The organism is Pseudothermotoga hypogea DSM 11164 = NBRC 106472, assembly GCF_000816145.1.
GTDB lineage: Bacteria > Thermotogota > Thermotogae > Thermotogales > DSM-5069 > Pseudothermotoga_A > Pseudothermotoga_A hypogea.
On record NZ_CP007141.1, the window covers coordinates 855,099 to 870,122 of the forward strand.

At 50.3% G+C, this 15,024-nt stretch carries 12 protein-coding genes; 5 read left to right on the forward strand and 7 right to left on the reverse strand.

Features of this window, described 5'->3' with window-relative positions; all coding sequences use genetic code 11:
* Positions 1 to 58 precede the first annotated feature (58 nt).
* A complete protein-coding gene (locus AJ81_RS04375) occupies positions 59 to 748 on the forward strand; it encodes a rhomboid family intramembrane serine protease (protein ID WP_031504785.1) in 690 nt (229 codons plus the stop codon).
* 2 nt (positions 749 to 750) lie between these two features.
* On the opposite strand, the gene AJ81_RS04380 is transcribed toward AJ81_RS04375, so the two are convergent.
* Complete coding sequence (locus AJ81_RS04380) at positions 751 to 2,469, reverse strand: P-loop NTPase family protein (RefSeq protein ID WP_031504787.1); 1,719 nt, start codon at positions 2,467 to 2,469, stop codon at positions 751 to 753.
* A gap of 592 nt (positions 2,470 to 3,061) precedes the next feature.
* Between AJ81_RS04380 and AJ81_RS04385 the strand changes: the two genes are divergently transcribed.
* The 4 genes from AJ81_RS04385 to AJ81_RS04400 are packed head-to-tail and all read left to right on the forward strand — an operon-like array spanning position 3,062 to position 7,166.
* Positions 3,062 to 4,099 carry an ABC transporter permease gene (locus AJ81_RS04385; protein ID WP_031504789.1) on the forward strand — a complete coding sequence of 346 codons (1,038 nt, stop codon included), beginning with the start codon at positions 3,062 to 3,064 and terminating at the stop codon, positions 4,097 to 4,099.
* Between the two features lie 12 nt (positions 4,100 to 4,111).
* Positions 4,112 to 4,990 carry an ABC transporter permease gene (locus AJ81_RS04390; RefSeq protein ID WP_031504791.1) on the forward strand — a complete coding sequence of 293 codons (879 nt, stop codon included), beginning with the start codon at positions 4,112 to 4,114 and terminating at the stop codon, positions 4,988 to 4,990.
* Between the two features lie 5 nt (positions 4,991 to 4,995).
* On the forward strand, positions 4,996 to 6,006 hold the full coding sequence (locus AJ81_RS04395) for an ABC transporter ATP-binding protein (RefSeq protein WP_031504792.1): 1,011 nt from the start codon (positions 4,996 to 4,998) through the stop codon (positions 6,004 to 6,006).
* Complete coding sequence (locus tag AJ81_RS04400) at positions 6,003 to 7,166, forward strand: ABC transporter ATP-binding protein (RefSeq protein WP_031504794.1); 1,164 nt, start codon at positions 6,003 to 6,005, stop codon at positions 7,164 to 7,166. The genes AJ81_RS04395 and AJ81_RS04400 overlap by 4 nt, the downstream gene beginning before the upstream one ends.
* A gap of 42 nt (positions 7,167 to 7,208) precedes the next feature.
* Here the strand turns inward: AJ81_RS04400 and AJ81_RS04405 are convergent, their stop codons facing one another.
* Genes AJ81_RS04405 through AJ81_RS04430 form a run of 6 tightly spaced genes read right to left on the reverse strand, consistent with a single transcriptional unit; the run spans position 7,209 to position 14,993 of the window.
* Positions 7,209 to 9,062 carry an ABC transporter substrate-binding protein gene (locus AJ81_RS04405; protein ID WP_031504795.1) on the reverse strand — a complete coding sequence of 618 codons (1,854 nt, stop codon included), beginning with the start codon at positions 9,060 to 9,062 and terminating at the stop codon, positions 7,209 to 7,211.
* Positions 9,063 to 9,121: 59 nt separating this feature from the next.
* Positions 9,122 to 9,745 carry an energy-coupling factor ABC transporter ATP-binding protein gene (locus tag AJ81_RS04410; RefSeq protein WP_031504796.1) on the reverse strand — a complete coding sequence of 208 codons (624 nt, stop codon included), beginning with the start codon at positions 9,743 to 9,745 and terminating at the stop codon, positions 9,122 to 9,124.
* Entirely contained in the window at positions 9,732 to 10,418 is a 687-nt protein-coding gene (locus tag AJ81_RS04415) for an energy-coupling factor ABC transporter ATP-binding protein (protein WP_064462319.1), read from the reverse strand. The genes AJ81_RS04410 and AJ81_RS04415 overlap by 14 nt, the downstream gene beginning before the upstream one ends.
* Positions 10,415 to 11,014 (reverse strand): class I SAM-dependent methyltransferase, encoded by a 600-nt coding sequence (locus tag AJ81_RS04420; protein WP_031504799.1) that lies wholly within the window; start codon positions 11,012 to 11,014, stop codon positions 10,415 to 10,417. Before AJ81_RS04420 ends, AJ81_RS04415 begins: the two co-directional genes overlap by 4 nt.
* Before the next feature lie 36 nt (positions 11,015 to 11,050).
* Positions 11,051 to 13,705, reverse strand: coding sequence for a pyruvate, phosphate dikinase (ppdK, locus tag AJ81_RS04425; RefSeq protein WP_031504800.1), 2,655 nt, complete (start codon positions 13,703 to 13,705; stop codon positions 11,051 to 11,053).
* A 13-nt stretch (positions 13,706 to 13,718) separates the two neighbouring features.
* A complete protein-coding gene (locus AJ81_RS04430; protein ID WP_031504802.1) occupies positions 13,719 to 14,993 on the reverse strand; it encodes a hypothetical protein in 1,275 nt (424 codons plus the stop codon).
* Between the last annotated feature and the right edge of the window lie 31 nt (positions 14,994 to 15,024).

The following is a 15,024-nucleotide window of genomic DNA, read 5'->3' on the forward strand; positions in this document are numbered from 1 at the left end:
CAGATTCATCGCGAAGCTGCGCCACATTTTCGGTATAATCTTTGTGGGAGGTCATGATTTGAGAACAATCAAGCTCACACATTTGATTTTGTTCGTCAACGTGATAATCATGATCGCGATGATGATTGCAAGATTAACTTCTTCTTTTCGCAATGAAGCTTATCTTTTGCTGAGTTTCGGTGCCCAATACGGTCCGCTCGTGGCGAGGGGAGAGTGGTACAGAACCATCACGGCGATATTCGTTCATGGCGGTATCCTGCATTTGTTGTTCAACTCCTACGCACTGTTTTATTTTGGAACAATCGTGGAGTCGATTTACGGACCTGAAAAGTTCGTTGTTTCGTACTTTCTGTCTGGACTGGTTGGCAACGTCGCAACGCATTTGCTTTACTACAGGTCCGTCTCAGTTGGTGCGAGCGGAGCGATATTCGGTTTGGTCGGCGTGTTGTTCATTCTCGGTTTCAAACGCGATGCTCCATTCTACGTGAGGTCCGTAACTGGCTATGCGCTGTTGCCCATGATCGTTTTCAACGTCGTGTACGGATTTTTACCTGGAAGTGGTATTAACAATGCGGCACATCTTGGGGGTTTCTTCACCGGGATCTTGATGGGTTATCTGATCAAACCGGTACCTTCTATCTACAGTCGAAAAAGATCTGTGTTTCTCGCCTGGAGAGCAGCGGCAATCGCTCTCGGAGTCCTCGTGGTGTACAGTTTCGTGATGCTCGCTTTCCGTTCGATAGTCTAAATTCAGAGTTCTTCGATAATCTTAAGCAGGGCCTTTGCAGCAAGTGTTGTACCTTCTTTTTCGTAACCCTCGACACCGAGCATGGTCCTTATTTCTCCGACCTTCACACCCGTTTCGAACATCTTCTTCAGATAGTACTCGGCGAGCTTGTGATGTTCCTTCTGCCTCTGGACAGCTCCAAATGGATTTGCGAAGTACGACGTGACCAATCCGCTTTCCGAAGTCGTGCCTTTGCTCATGCGTTTGCCTTCAGAAAAAACCTTGAGAGCTTCATCGACGTTGTCGAAGAAGACGATCCTGTCTTCGTCTCTATCGACTTCAGTGTAGTTGTTGGCGTAGAAGAAGAAATCGATGTGTGTAGGTGTGATTATCTCGTTGTAGTTGTTGAACGGAACTATGACGCGCGCGTTTATTTGGTCCGGGTTCATGAAGATGCTTCTGTCCATCGTTGAATAAGCATATCCTGGTGGCAAGTCATCCAGTCTAACGAATGCACCTGTTTCTGTACCGTAAGCGACCACATGACCATCCATGATCGCGAGACTGCCCATATCGTCGATGATGGTGTCCACCTGCGCTACCTCTTCGAGTCTACTCAAAGCATCCAAAGTTTCGCTCTTTCCCGCACCGCTATCACCAACGAACATCGCGACTGCCATCTTACCGTTCTTCAGAATGATGCGCGCCATCGACCCGTGTATGGGCAACCTTCCTTGGTCGATTCTGATCAAGTTGTGAATCGTGAGCGTGGTCTTCTTCATGTAACCAAAATAATCGTTCTCATCGATCGCTGGGATGATCCCGACGTACATCTTACCATCTCTGAATATCACGCCGTTTCTCCAGCGCTCGTTGAAGTTGGGAATCCTGCTTGGTTCCAAACCGAAGATCAGCATTCCATCAGGTTCTCTCTGCCTCAGATGCTTCGGCGTCGCGAGCTCGAACAAGTTGGCCAAACCCGCACCGTGCGCAAGATAATCCACGTGTACCAGGTTGTAAAATAATAGATCTCCAACGAAGATCGGGAACCTGAACCATTCCTTAGGATTGAGCTCTATCTTGTCCAGAACGGGCTCGTCGACGACGGGCACAACACCTTTTCTCTTGTTCGACTTGGTGTAGAAGATCACTGGTGGATCGAACACGGCTCCCCAAACGGTTGGTATCTTTCTGATCCAGGGTAATCGATCGAATTTCTCGCCGTCTATATCCTCAACGAGAAAGGCTACCTGCGCACCGCTGGGAAGTTGTCTCATCACGGTTGGGAAGGAATTGGAGATGTTCATCATGAGCTCTCTGTAAAGATTCTTGATCACTGCCTTGAACTGATCGCTGATCTGGGTGATCGTGTACTCTATGCTCGCCCTTCTGATATGATCGTCGGAATACTTCTCCTCGCGAACCATGAATCTGTGTTTCGAACGCCAGAAAGAATAGAATGCCTCGACAAACTTCTCAAGGTCTCTGGGGTTGACGTAATAGATGATGTTCGTCAGCTCTTTCACGTTTCTCATCGTCAGCAAGTGTAAGTATTCAACGAACCTGCGAAGATCGTAGTCGCCGTCGAGTTTGAAGGCATTTAAGGCGTTCAGAAGTGGGCTGCGCCTTTCCTTGAGAATCTCAATGAACTCTTTGAGCAGCGATTCGAACTTCTTCTGGCCCATGATCTGGCTGTAGTTCGTGTAAATGACTGAACCGTCAATGATCACACTGCGACTCAACCTAACACCTCTCCCGTATACTTATACCGCCGCCGCCTTTCATGTGCGGGAAAAATCTCTAACGAAGTGGTTACGCGTCGTTTCTGAATAGGAAAGGAATGAACCGACTGTCAGATCAAGCGGCCTGTGGTTGGCAGGTTTGGTTCTGAATTCCTCGCCTCTTCCCGCGCTACCAAATAAGAAGCTCCTCGCTATTGAAGAAGAAGTAGCGAGCATGTTCAAAAACGCTGCAGAGAGGAAGCCAGTAGATATCGCTTCAACACGGGGATCAAACCCGAGAAAGAATTCGTACCATACGTGGACAGTACGACGAGTGCGAAACCCAAACTCGGCAAGAATTTGCACCTCGAAACCGAAGATTTCTGGCTATGGCTTGGAACCCGTTATATCATCGAAATTGATCCAGCGACAAACCTCGCTATGCACGATTTTTGTGAGAAAATGTGATCTGTAATCTGTTTTCATGTGGTTCGTATCCAATATTTCTCTGCGGTGGCTTCTTTTTCTTTGTCTTTACAGATTTTCTGGCCGATTTTCTTTTCTGGTAGAATGTATTTCGTCAGTGTTAGAGTACTGAGTGGAGGTGATCCCTTTGTTAACGTACATCGTCAGAAGATTGCTTCTGTTACCCTTAATTTTGTTCGGGCTCTCTTTGATCGTCTTTGGAATGATACAGAGTTTGGGACCGGACAGGTTGCTGGCAGCTTATGTGAATCCTGGTGTGCTGGACAAATTGACTCCCGTCCAGTTGGAAAAGATCAAGCAGAAGTACGGCCTGAACGATCCAATGATGATCCGTTACCTCAAATGGCTCAAGAACACCCTTCAGGGAGATCTTGGCTGGTCACTCGTTGGGAAACAACCCGTGAAGGATGCGATACTGAGCAGGCTGCCCTGGACCGTGGAATTAGCTTTGTATTCAATAATCCCAGTGGTCTTCGTGGGAGTGTGGCTCGGCGTGATAGCAGCGGTCAACAGGGACAAATTCCTCGATCATTTCGTCAGAATCTTCGCAGTTGTTGGTTGGAGTTTTCCAGATTTCGTCTTTGGTCTCATCGTGCTCATGGTCTTCTACAGCGTCCTGGGATGGTTCCCACCTGGAAATCTCAGCTTGTGGGCGGACCAGGTGATCAAATCTCCCGAATTCAGGAGGTTCACTTCTCTTGTTACGATAGACGCTCTTTTGAACGGTAGGTTCGATGTCTTTGTTGACGCCTTGAGGCATCTCGTAGCTCCCATTTTGACTCTTTCCTGGCTCTGGTGGGCGTATCTGTTGAGGATAACTCGATCGAGCATGCTTGAAGTTCTCACAAAAGAATACATAAGAACTGCGCGAGCCAAGGGTTTGGCAGAGCGAGTTGTGATCAACAAGCATGCGAGAAGGAACGCGATGATACCTGTGGTCACGGTGGGTGGAGGAATGGTCATACAACTGTTCGCCGGCACGGTGATCGTTGAAATGGTCTTCAACAGGACCGGCATGGGAAGTTTCACCGCCACGGCGGCCACACAACTCGACTACGCCTCTATAATGGCTTCAACGCTCTTCTATTCTCTGATACTCGTTCTGGGAAACCTCGTGATAGACATTCTCTACGCTGTGGTTGATCCGCGCGTCAGGCTCGGTTGAGGGGGAAAGAACATGAGAGTTGAGACAAGAAGAACGTTGAGAAGGCTTCTGAGAAACCCGTCCGCCGTGCTGGGATTTTCACTGCTGATCTTCTTCACTTTGGTTGCGATCTTTGCCCCCCTGATATGCCCACCACAGTCTTACGATCCGTACATGATACCCATCGTGACCTGGGACAAGACACCACAGCCTCCGTCAGAGGGACATCCGTTTGGAATCATAGATGGACGCGACATCTTCTACGGAGTCGTTTGGGGCACGAGGACTGCCTTCAAAGTGGGCCTGACGGTCACGCTCACTTCGACGCTTGTGGGGCTTGTTATAGGTTCCATCGCAGGTTATTTCGGTGGATGGATCGATGAGGTCCTCATGAGGATTACCGATGTCTTTCTGTCAATTCCTTACATACTCGCTGCGATAGTCATGACCGCTTTCCTTGGCATGGGTCTGGACAAGGTGATGATCTCTTTGATCATCTTCGGCTGGATGGCCACCGCCAGGCTCATCCGAGCGAATATATTACAAGCCAGAGAAGAACAGTACGTCCTCGCGGCAAAGGCGCTTGGCGTGAGTGATTTTTGGGTCATAACGAAACACATATTGCCCAACACGATCTTCCCTGTGCTCATACAGGCGACGATGCGAATAGGTTCTCTCGTCATCACGGCAGCTGCACTCAGTTTCCTCGGTCTCGGAGCACCCGTGGGATATGCGGACTGGGGGGCTCTTTTGAACTTCGCACGAAACTGGCTCTTAGGTGCTTCCGGAGAAGCTTTGAAGTACTGGTACGCGATCGTTTATCCAGGCACCGCGATGGTCTTGTTCGTGCTCGCATGGAACCTCGTGGGTGACGCGCTGAGAGATGCGTTCGATCCACGTCTGAGAGGGTGAGCGAGATGGAGAAGAAACCCGTACTGAGTGTGAAGAATCTCAAGACATATTTCTATACGGAGGATGGAATAGTAAAAGCGGTTGATGGCGTCGACTTCGATGTCTATCAGGGTGAGACGCTTGGAATAGTCGGAGAATCTGGTTGCGGTAAGAGTGTCACCGCGCTCTCAATTCTGAGAATCCTCGATGAGAAAGGCAAGATTGTGGAAGGGCAGGTTCTGCTCGACGGAGTCGATTTGACGAAGATAGAAGAGCAAGAGATGAGAAAGATCAGAGGAAAGGACATAGCCATCATCTTTCAAGAACCGATGGTGGCGCTGAATCCCGTTTTCACCATTGGTGATCAGATCATGGAGGCGATCATGCTTCATCAGAAAGTCGACGAGAAAACAGCCAGAAACATGGCGATAGAACTGCTCAGAAAGGTGGGTATACCCGAACCAGAGAAGAGAATAGATCAATACCCGCACGAGCTTTCCGGAGGAATGAGGCAGCGCGCGATGATAGCGATGGCGCTCTCGTGTAAACCGAAGGTGCTGATCGCAGACGAACCAACCACGGCGCTCGATGTGACCATCCAGGCACAGATTATGGAGTTGATGAAGGAGCTTCAAAGAGAGTACGGAATGGCGATCATGCTGATCACTCACGATTTGGGACTCATCGCCGAGAACGCCGATAGGGTTGTAGTCATGTACGCCGGAAAGGTCGTCGAATACGCGGACGTCAAAACCCTTTTCAACGACCCAAAACATCCTTACACGTGGGGCTTGCTACACGCGATCCCGAGGCTGGACATAGAGCAGACGCGGCTGTACAACATTCCCGGTGTGGTCCCCGATCCACTGCATTTTCCATCCGGTTGTAAGTTCCATCCCAGGTGCGAGTTCAAAGAAGAAAGGTGCACGAGGGAAGAACCACAGTTGATCGAAGTTGATCAAAACCACACGGTGAGGTGCTTCTTCTGGCAGAAGGTGGACGAGGCAAAAAAGAGAAAGGTTGGTGAGTTCGTGTGAGCACAATCTTGAAAGTAGAAAACCTCGTGAAATATTTCCCGATAAGGGCTGGCGTTTTCAAACGTGTTGTGGCCTGGATCAAGGCTGTGGACGGCGTGTCGTTTGAGATCAACGAGGGTGAAACGGTTGGACTCGTTGGTGAATCTGGTTGTGGGAAAACGACGATCGGGATGGTCCTGCTCAGACTCTACGAGCCAACTTCAGGAAGAATCATCATAGACAACGAGGATACGACCTATTTCTTCATGCCGGCGCTGCGTGCAAGATCTTACATAAAAAAGACTTACGTGGATAAGTTCAACGCGATGCTGAAAGAACTGGGTTCGAAGGATGCCGTGATCAACGCTTTGGACGGAGTGGACAGAAGGTACGCCGAAATGTTCTTCAACGAGGCGAAGTCCTCCGTTGGAAAATTCTGTTCCTTACTGCTTTCCGACATGGATGAGAAGCGCAAACAGTTCAGGAAGAACGTTCAAATAGTCTTTCAAGATCCGTACAGCTCGCTCAATCCAAGACTCCGCATAAAATCCATCGTGGGCGAAGGCCCTGCCGTTCACAAGATGGTGAAAGGCGAAAAGGAGCTCATAAACAAGGTGCGTTCAGTGCTCGAAGATGTTGGTATAAGCGGCGATTACATGTACAGATTTCCACACGAGTTTTCTGGTGGTCAGAGGCAAAGAATTGGCATCGCGAGGGCACTCGCCTTATCTCCCAAACTGGTGATCGCCGACGAAGCGGTTTCAGCATTGGACGTTTCGATAAGATCGCAAATCATCAATCTGATGAAAGACCTTCAACACGAACACAAGCTGACTTACCTTTTTATCTCACACGATCTTTCGGTCATAAAATACGTGAGCGACAGGATCATCGTCATGTATCTCGGCAAAATCGTCGAAACTGCCGCAAAGAAAGATCTTTTCGACAATCCCTCACATCCTTACACGAGAGCGCTGATGAGTGCGATACCCATACCCAATCCGAACATCAAGAAGGAAAGAATTATTCTCACAGGTGATGTGCCCAGCCCCGTCAATCCTCCATCGGGTTGCAGGTTCCACACGCGCTGTTACATGGCACAGGAAATTTGCTCCAAGGAAGAACCCCAATTGAGAGAGATCAGACCTGGACATTGGGTTGCCTGCCACTTCGCAAAGTAAAAACCCGGGCTCGCCGCCCGGGTTTTTCACCTTCGAGATGTCTCACTCTTCCTTCCACAACTTGTAGTAATCCGCAGCACCAGGCATCATTGGGTTGTAGTACCAGCCTTTGACCCAGCTTCTTCTCACGTTGAGGCTCTGAGGTTCGTACAGTGCGACACCGAGCACATGGTTGATGGCGAACTGCTGAACCTTTCGGTAGATCTCGGCTCTGACGTTCGGATCCGTTTCTGTGGCCGCTTGCTCGATCAGTTCGTTGCAGCTTTTACCATTCAGTTCGGGTGTGGGTGTCGAGACGAACTTTTTGAAGTTTTCACCCTGGGCGAAACCGTAGGTGCCGGCCGAATGATAGTAAGTCTGGATGAAGTTGTGTGGATCTGGATAGTCTGCAAGCCAACCTATGATGAACGCCGGCAGATAACCCTGCTTGTAGGAAGTCAAATAAGTTGGCCACTGCTCACCACGGACCTCGATCTTGAACTTCGGATTGATCATCTCAACGTAAGTTTTGATCATCTCGGCGACAGTTCGTCTCGCCTCGTTACCGGTGTTGTAGAGCAGCGTGAGCTTGAATCCTTTCTTCCAGACCTCACCGTTCCATGCCTTCTTGAACTCTTCAGCTGCTTTCGCAATGCTGAACTCAAACATCGGCAGATTCGGATCGTAGCCCAGCAGGCTGCTTGGAAGGTCTGCGGGCACCCTGCTACCAAGGCCGCGCAAGACGTCTTTGATCACAGCATCGTAGTTTATAACGTACGCGAACGCCCTTCTCACGTGCTCATCGCTGAAGAAATCTGGTGGTATTCCGTTGCCATCGAGCTTTCCAGAACCGATGTACTTGCTGTCTGGCTTCACGTTCCAGTTGAAGTGCAGTGATGTGACACTTATGATCGGAAGTCCCTTGGTTATGACGACGCCAGGCATGTTCTCAACCTGGGGCAGATATTGTGCCGGTACTGCAGCAAAGTCCGCGTCACCCTTCTCAAGCATTGCCCTTCTCGTGGACCATTCTTCGATCGCCCAGATGATGACCTTCTTGATCTTCGCGGGCCCTCTCCAGTGATCGTCGAATCTTTCCAGAGTGACCCTCATCTGCGTTCTGTCCCATTCTACGAGCTTGAACGGTCCAGTTCCCATTGCCTTCGCATACAGCGGTGATTCTTCTTTTGGAAGATCCCAGTGTTTCCACCAGGTGTCCGGTTTGCCGTCCCAGCAGCCCTGCTCGATCGCCCACTGCTTGTTCAGGATCATACTCCACGTTGAATAACCACAAAGGATCGAAAGGAACGGACCAAAGGGTCTTGAGAGTTTGAACACCACGTTGTCCCCATCAACTTCGATCGCCGGATCGATGTAGTCCGTGTAGACCTTGATCAGTGCGTCGCGGTATTCCGGGAGTGGTTCCTTGGTGGCAGGATCGAGAATTTCACTGAGAGGTTTACCAACGATCTTTTCTACGAACTCGTCCAGCGAATAGACTTCGAACATGGCCTCCCAGAGCATCCACATCGGTCCGCCAGCTGGGTCAAACAACAAGCCACGCTCGAAACTGTACTCGACATCCTCTGGCGTCAACTCCGCACCGTTGTGGAACTTGACGCCCTTCCTGATCGGGAACACGTAAGTCTTGCCGTCATCTTTGATGAGCCCGTTTTCAAGGCTCGGCACGGCCGTGGCCAGTCTCGGGGCCATCTGGATGACGCTGTCGCCGACGTACTCGAGCAGACATTCGTAGATCTGGGTCAGGACCTCACCGCTCGCTGTGTCGTACGCAAAGTGCGGATCAAGTGTGTCTGGCTCACCGATCGTGACAGTGATGATGGTGTCAGGGTTTTTGACTTCTGCAAAGATCAATGCCGCCACAGCCAAGATTGCGATGATCCAAAATCTTCTCATCTTCTCAACCCCCCAAACGAGTGTACTGCACAACAATTATACCCCATGCACGCACAAGATCAAAGTGTGAGAAAGACGTCTGCCAGATCTCGAAGATTGTCAGAACGATGGCTCGTGACCACGATGATCTTTCCAGCTTGTTTCTGCTTCTTCAGAATATCTTGCACCATCTGCCTACCAATTCTGTCGAGTCCGATCAAAGGTTCATCGAGTAGCAAAAGCACAGGTTCGTGCACCAGAGCACAGGCAATCGCAACACGCCTCGCTTCCCCTTCCGACAGTTGAAATGGACTCTTTTCGAGCACGTCATGCCCGAGACCTACCTCAGCGAGGGCCTCCTTTACCAGTTCGTCCACGTCGTGAAAGCCAAAATTTCTCGCAGAGAAAGCGATCTCATCGAAAACAGTCTCGCAGAAGAACTGATCCTCAGCCCTCTGCATCACATAGCCGATCTCTCTGAAACTGCGATGGTCTACTGTGTTCCCGTTCAGCAGAACAGAACCGGATTGAGGCTTGAGTAAACCTGCCATGAGTTTCAGCAACGTGGACTTACCGCTGCCGTTTGGTCCATACACAAGCAGCAGTTGACCGCTTCGCACGGTCACATTCAAACCGTTGAACAACCTTCTACCGTTTTCGTAGCCGAAGACCACATCCAGCAGTGTCAGCTCAGAGTTCGACATCGCCGAACTGCCTCTCGATAAATGCGTTCACACTACCGTGAAAATCCACACCGCCATCGACCATGTGAACCACGGAAGTTGCCAGCTCAAAGAACACCCTTGGTTCGTGCGTCGAAATTATTATCGTTTTGCCGAGTTTTTTGAGTTCACTCAGCGCTTCCTTCAATTCCTCCACACCAAGATCGTCCAGCATCGAGGTAGGTTCATCCAGGAGGAACACTTCCGGCTCAAGCACGTACATCGATGCGACGGCGAGTTTCTGTGCGGTTCCACCCGAAAGTGTGAGAGGATTCGCAGAACTCTTCTCTAAAAGATTGAACATCCTCAAGGCTCGATCGACCTTGTTTCGAATACAGTTTCTGTTCAGTCCGAGGTTCTCCAAACCGAAAGCGATATCCTCCTCGACCGTCGAACCGACGATCTGATCGAACGGATTGTGAAACACGTAACAAGACAATTCTCGCAGCTCCTCACTGCCAACAAGTCTTCCATCTAAGCGTACGGAACCCGAATGAATGGGAAGTAGTCCGGCCAGGATCTTCAACAGTGTTGTCTTCCCAGAGCCGTTCGCACCTACGAGCAGCACAAACGAACCTCTTTCTATTCTCAAACAGATGTTTCTCAAGCTAAAACCGTCACCATAACTGAAGCAAACATCCCTCAGCTCGATCACGATCCCACCTTCAGAGACTTGTAGATTCTGATGCCGCCCTCCTTGTAGAGATCTTCGACGTTTCCAAAGATCTCCTCCATCGCCCGCTTTATGTACGAGCCACCTTTGTTGTGGTAGGCGACAACCTGCAATGAACCCCCGTTGTTCAGATGTTCACAGGATTCTCTTATCAATCTGAGCACCACGTTTTTGCCAGCAGCGAGGGGCGGATTCATCAGAACGAGGTCGAACTTTTCATCCTTCCAGGGTTCAAAGAACGCTCCCAACTTTATTGTGACATCGACGTTGTTTTTCCTTGCGTTTATTTTTGCAAACTCCACCGCTCGTTCGTTGATGTCGCTCATACAGACTTCCAGATCGGGATATTCAGCTTTTAGCACGATACCTATCACACCGTAACCACAACCAAGATCGAGCACTTTCTTGCCGTGCAATTCACAGTGCTCTATGAGAATGCGCGTCGCCTTGTCGATCTCTCCAAAGCTGAAAACGCCAGACGGTGTCTGGAACTGATAGACTCTCTTGTTCTTCAATTTCAGCGTGGCCGTTTTAACTCTCAGTTCACTTTTTGGTCTTTCCGTGTAATAGTGTTCCATGGAAGCAGAAGGGGGCCACGGGTGGCCCCCATTTTTTCAGCTGGCCTTTTTGTCGTGGACAAGGACGGCTTGTGCGGCGGCGAGCCTCGCCACAGGTACCCTGTACGGTGAGCAGCTCACATAATCGAGACCGGCCTTGTGGAAGAAGTGGATCGAGCGTGGATCTCCTCCATGTTCGCCACAAACGCCCACTTTGAGGTTCGGCCTGGCCTGCTTTCCTTTCTTCGTTCCCATTTCGACAAGCGCACCCACACCGTCGTAATCCAGCGTCTTGAACGGATCATGCTCGAGTATGCCTTTCTCCAAGTATTCAGGCAGGAACTTACCGATGTCGTCACGGCTGAACGCGAATGTCATCTGCGTCAAATCGTTCGTTCCAAAGCTGAAGAACTCGGCTTCTTTCGCTATCTCATCCGCCGTAACGCATGCACGAGGAACCTCGATCATGGTACCTATCTTGTACTCTATCTTCACGCCAGATTCTTCTATCATCTTGTCGGCCACTTCCGCGATGATCTTCTTCAGGAAGGCAAGTTCGTTCACGTGACCCACGAGAGGTATCATGATCTCCGGGATCACATCCATGCCGGTCTCCTTCTTCAACTCAATGGCTGCTCCGATGATCGCCTTCGTTTGCATGATCGCTATTTCGGGGTACGTTATCGTAAGTCTGCATCCACGATGGCCCAACATCGGGTTCAGCTCGCTGAGGGACCTGACGATGTCCTTCAGTTCCTTCGGCGATATGCCAAGTTCCCTTGCGGTCTCTTCGATCTGTTCATCGTCGTGCGGCAAGAACTCGTGCAAAGGTGGGTCTATGAGCCTTATCGTAACGGGATAACCGGCCATCGCCCTGAACAAGCCCTTGAAGTCTTCCTTCTGCAACGGTAAGAGCTCGTTCAGAGCCTTTTCCCTGTCTTCCTTGGTCTTCGCCACGATCATCCTGCGCATCTTGGGTATTCTGTCCGCTTCGAAGAACATGTGCTCCGTCCTGCACAGACCTATACCTTCGGCACCAAACTTCCTTGCAACCTCAGCATCCCTCGGTATGTCGGCGTTGGCGCGCACACCGAGTCTTCTGATTTCATCTGCCCACTTGAGGAGTTCCGCCACTTCGCCCTCAAGACCTACAGGCTTGATCGTGTCGACTTTGCCGAGCAAGACTTCTCCCGTGGCACCATCTATGGAGATCCATTCTCCTTCTTTCACCAAAACATCGTTCACCCTGAAGAAGCCCTCTTCTTCCTTGACCTCGATCGTCTCTGCTCCGACGACGGCAGGCTTGCCCATGCCCCTGGCCACGACGGCCGCGTGGGAGGTCATTCCACCCCTCGAAGTGAGGATACCCTGTGCGAAAGCCATTCCACCGACATCTTCCGGGCTCGTTTCTGGTCTTACAAGTATGACCTTCTCACCACTTCTTCCCATTTCTTCGGCCTTCTTGGAATCAAAGATAACGACACCCGTCGCCGCACCTGGAGAAGCGGGCAATCCCTTGGCTATGACCTTCGCCTTTGCGCGGGCTTTCTCATCGAATCGCGGGTGCAGAACTCTTTCTATATCCTCTGGTTTGACACGCAGCACTGCTTCTTCTTTGGTGATTATCCCTTCCTTGGCCATGTCCACGGCAATCTTGATGGCCGCTTTCGACGTTCTCTTACCGCTTCTTGTTTGGAGCATGTACAGTTTACCCTCTTCGATCGTGAACTCTATATCTTGCATGTCCCTGTAGTGCCTTTCGAGTTTATCCATGATTTTCATCAATTCTTCGTACACCTCAGGCATCAGACGCTTCAACTCTGCCAGTGGGAGCGGTGTCCTGATACCTGCGACGACGTCTTCACCTTGAGCGTTCTGCAAGAACTCTCCATAAACTTCCTTTTCTCCTGTGTTCGGGTTGCGTGTGAAGGCCACACCGGTTCCGGAACGTTCTCCCATGTTCCCGAAGACCATTGCCACTACGTTCACTGCTGTACCCAGCATTTCGTCCTCTCTAATGTTGTTGATCTCTCTGTACTTCACTGCTCTCTCGCTCATCCAGCTTCCAAAGACTGCGTCGATGGCGAGCCAGAGCTGTTCGTACACGTCCTGCGGGAACTTCTTGCCTTCTTCTTCGTAGATCTTCTTGTAGATTTCAACGAGCTTCTTGAGATCATCCGCATCCAATTCGATGTCCATTTTCACGCCTTTCTGCTTTTTCATCTCCTCGAGCGCGTTCTCAAACTTGCTTCTGGCAATACCCAGCGCGGTGTCACCGAACATCTGTAAAAACCTTCTGTAAGCATCGTAGGCGAATCTTGGATTGTTCGTCATCTTGATGAGGCCTTTCACGGTCTCGTCGTTCAAACCTAAGTTCAGTATCGTGTCCATCATGCCGGGCATGGAGATCGCCGCTCCCGACCTCACCGAAACGAGCAGCGGTCTTTCGGGATCTCCGAAGCCCTTTCCTGTGACCTGCTCGAGTCGCTTCATCGCTTGCTCTACTTCTTCCTTGAGTCCCTCAGGATACGTGCGACCATGCTGATAGTAATACCTGCACACCTCAGCAGAAATTGTGAACCCAGGCGGAACAGGTATACCGAGGTTCGTCATCTCGGCGAGGTTTGCACCTTTACCGCCGAGAATATCCCTCATTTCGGCGTTCCCTTCTGCCACGCCGTTTGCGAAAAAGTACACGAGTTTCTTGTTCATTAACACACCTCCCTCACTTGATGTTCCACTCTGTTATGTAAGCATCGTTGCTGACCGTACCAACAGCTACGAAAGCCGATTGTGAAGCCACCCCGAGGAGCTTTTCGATGATGGGAGCAAAGTCGATGAATACGAAAAGCGAATGCCTGTTGGGATCGAAAAGCTTCAGAGCTTTATCCAGAGAGGCTTTTTCATCACTCCTCTGGCTGCTGAAAACTCTAACATGTCTTCCATCGCATTTCACAGTGAAGTTGTCTATTTTCAGTTCGTCTCCTGAAACCTCTCCACGTCCCAGAGCCTTGGCTATCTCTTGGGCCGTGATCTGTGCCTCCATCACCGCGTAGAGAGATGGCTCAACGGTCACAGCGTCAGACTGCGCTTCAAAGAGGCTCTCCACGAACTGACTGAAACCAAAAGACATTGCCATCTTGCCCGAGGCTTTCTCAGAGAGAATCAGGATCTGCTCGGTGATACCGCCGAGATCGCCGGAAATCCCAAAGACCTGCCCAAGTGAACCAAGTACGTTACCTGCCAGATCACCTGCGACCTGCTCGAGGATAGTCTTCACAGCCCTCGCATTCTGGACGTTTGAAAATACGAAAACCTCACCCGAAAGGTTTGGATCTTTGTGTAACTGGTAAGATGGATCTGGTCTCGTCTCGGAAATTATCGCCTTTGCAGCGTCATTCCTGGCCTTCCACTGCAGAAAACCACTCACTCTGTCTGATTCGACTCTGATCACAAGCAATGATTCAAACTCGGCTTCATCGTAGGCAAGTTTGGGCGAATAACCGACCGCCCAAACGGACGGATCCTCGAAGTGCTTGTTCACCTCGGCTGGAACCACGCCCCCACCTTTCAAACACAGGCCGGCGAAATCTTTGTTGTTCGAAACCACGACGTAAGATTTCTGGGCGCTAACCCAGATCTCTTTGCCCAGAAAATCTGCGATGGCTTTGGCCAGTTTCTCCGTTTCTTTCCCTGGGCCGATTGCCAAGAAGAAATCTTGATCCTTTTGTATCAACAGTATTTGACCTGACAAAAGTTCGTTGAATTGGTCGATTTTCGCCCCGTACTTCACGAGTTGACTGGCTATGACACCCTGAATCATGGACTCAATTCCAAGGCCATTGATGAGCGTGTCAAACAAAGCCACCTTTTTCATCTGCTCATAGTATTTCGCGTTGTCTCTGCTCAGTAAAAGGAAATCGTAACTCTGCGGGACAAACTGGGTGAGCCCCAGCAACAACGTGCTCACCAGCAATAACAAGAGTATCAGTTTTCTCATCGCGATACCTCCTCGTACATTTTTCACCTAA

What these genes read in the sequence shown, in the direction of transcription:
- ppdK (WP_031504800.1), bottom strand. Translation starts at nt 13,705, where the DNA reads ATGAACAAGAAACTCGTGTACTTTTTCGCAAACGGCGTGGCAGAAGGG.
- AJ81_RS04420 (WP_031504799.1), bottom strand. Translation starts at nt 11,014, where the DNA reads ATGGAACACTATTACACGGAAAGACCAAAAAGTGAACTGAGAGTTAAA.
- AJ81_RS04410 (WP_031504796.1), bottom strand. Translation starts at nt 9,745, where the DNA reads ATGTCGAACTCTGAGCTGACACTGCTGGATGTGGTCTTCGGCTACGAA.
- AJ81_RS04430 (WP_031504802.1), bottom strand. Translation starts at nt 14,993, where the DNA reads ATGAGAAAACTGATACTCTTGTTATTGCTGGTGAGCACGTTGTTGCTG.
- AJ81_RS04390 (WP_031504791.1), top strand. Translation starts at nt 4,112, where the DNA reads ATGAGAGTTGAGACAAGAAGAACGTTGAGAAGGCTTCTGAGAAACCCG.
- AJ81_RS04405 (WP_031504795.1), bottom strand. Translation starts at nt 9,062, where the DNA reads ATGAGAAGATTTTGGATCATCGCAATCTTGGCTGTGGCGGCATTGATC.
- AJ81_RS04395 (WP_031504792.1), top strand. Translation starts at nt 4,996, where the DNA reads ATGGAGAAGAAACCCGTACTGAGTGTGAAGAATCTCAAGACATATTTC.